The organism is Arthrobacter sp. K410C (genome assembly GCF_059090105.1).
Map to the genome: position 1 here is coordinate 1 of NZ_JBNHFJ010000040.1, position 1,953 is coordinate 1,953.

Consider the following 1,953-nt stretch of genomic DNA (forward strand, 5'->3'; position numbering starts at 1 on the left):
GTCGTCATCGACCCTTCTGCAACTACCGTCCAGAATGGACGAGTCAGGGAGCGGAGGTCTATGTGGATCCGCACCGTGCTGGCCGGAGACGAGTGGGCGATCATCCACCGGATTCGTGCGCCATGCGCACTCGGGGGGCGTCTGGCCGCATCAGTCACCGGCTGTGTCCGTGCGCCTGGGCGGGCCCCTGGCTGGACCGCGGGGACTCTCTCAAGAGCTCTTCCAACGACATGTGTTGGAGGAGCTGGTGGAACTGGAGCGCGAGCTGAATCTCCAGCGATCCGGCTGGGGTTCGCCAATCATTGCTTCCAAGCACCTCATCGATCCGACTCAGCCGCTGATAGATGGTGTTCGGATGCACGAAGAGCGCCCCCGCTGCCGTCCGCGGGTTCTGGCTCGCATCGAAGTACGCCTGCAGCGTCTGCACCAGCATCGCACCGTTCTCCTCGTCATAGCGCAACAGCGGCCCCAGTCGCGCGCGAAGCAACTCCTCGACCCGCCCCCGCGAGGTGCCCTCCAGGATCAGACCGAGTGCTCCCAGGTCTTTCTGCCCGATGACTTCACCCGAGCGCCTCAACGCCAGCCCGATTCGCAGGCAGCGGGCCGCGTCGGCGTATGTCGCTTGAAGATCGGAGATCCGCTCCACAGGCCCGGAGAGACCGCCACTCACCACCGCCCTCGGGGCAACACGACGCAGGCGCTCACGCACCCGCCGGATAAACTCATGCGGATCCTCGAAGGCCGCCGACGGGACGATCACGACAACGGCCCCGGCGTACTCCGAGGCCAACCCGCGCACCGGCGCTGTCAGGCGGGCGCAAACCTCGGTGAGCTGTTTGCGGGTCGACTCACCCGTCGCGGCGAGAACGAGCACCCAATGAGTCGCATACGGATCGAGCAACCGGGACCGGTGCGTCCGGCGTTCGATCCCATCCCATGACGGACCGCGATGGCTGAGGACGTCGTCGATCAACTCCCCCCGCAGATCCTGTTCCACGAGGAAGGTCTGGCGTTCCAACAATTCCAGGACGGCCGCCGTCTGCGCGCTCTGCTCCAGGCTCTGCACCATGATTTGGCTTTGCGGCTCCGAAAAAACGGCATAAAGGTACCCGAGCCGCGACGTACCCGCCCGAACCGGCACCAACCACCGCTCAGTCCCCGGATCACCGCCCTGAGCCGGCAGGAGCTCGGTCTGGGTTGGCATCCTTGCCGCCGCCTCGGCGACGCCCGCGTTGAGCGCACTGAGCATCTTCTCTGCGATCCGAGGCGCGTACCGCGCCAGCACCGTGCCGAACTCATCCGTGAGATAGATCGCCGCCGCCCCCAACAATCCGGCCACGATCCGAACGAAGTCCTGGTGCGACACACGGTCCAGCACCAACGAGGTGAGCCGGGCATGTGTCGCCGCTGACCGCTTCAGCTGCGCGGTTTGCTCACTCAGGGAATCATTCATCTCGCGCAGGCTTTGCGCGGTCCGCTCCAGCTCTTGAAAAAGGCGGGCATTTGCAAGCGCCACTGCGGCCTGGTCGCCCATCGAGCTCAGCAGCGCCATCTCCGGGGCGCTGAAACGATGCGGACGGCGGTTGGCGATGAAAAGGGCACCGATCGTCGTGTCACCGGTCTTAATCGGGACACCTGCGATGCTCCGGATCCCGTCGGCTTCAACAGCGGACGCCACCACCGGGTTTCGATTAATCGCAGGATCCCGGAAGTAGTCCTCAGTCCAGAGCGGCCGGCCCTTACTGATGACCTCACCGCCCAGGCCCTCCCCCGGCCGCTGCCGCACCAACTCAATCGCCGCGCTCAGCGTCCCCGATGTTGTCCGCATATACGCATCCCCGCTCTCCGGGTCAACCAGCGCAACATAGCAACTATCCGCAAGAAAGAGGCCGCCCACACGCTCCACAATGGCGCGGAGAACATCGTCCACATCACTGAAGGAAATCAGGTCGC

Annotated in this window: 1 protein-coding gene; it reads right to left on the bottom strand. The window is 64.9% G+C overall.

Going from position 1 to position 1,953, the window contains the following annotated elements; genetic code table 11:
- Positions 1-154: 154 nt before the first annotated feature.
- Positions 155-1,953: helix-turn-helix domain-containing protein (locus tag AC5RU7_RS20935; RefSeq protein ID WP_494053866.1), on the bottom strand; the 1,799-nt coding region annotated here is incomplete at its 5' end.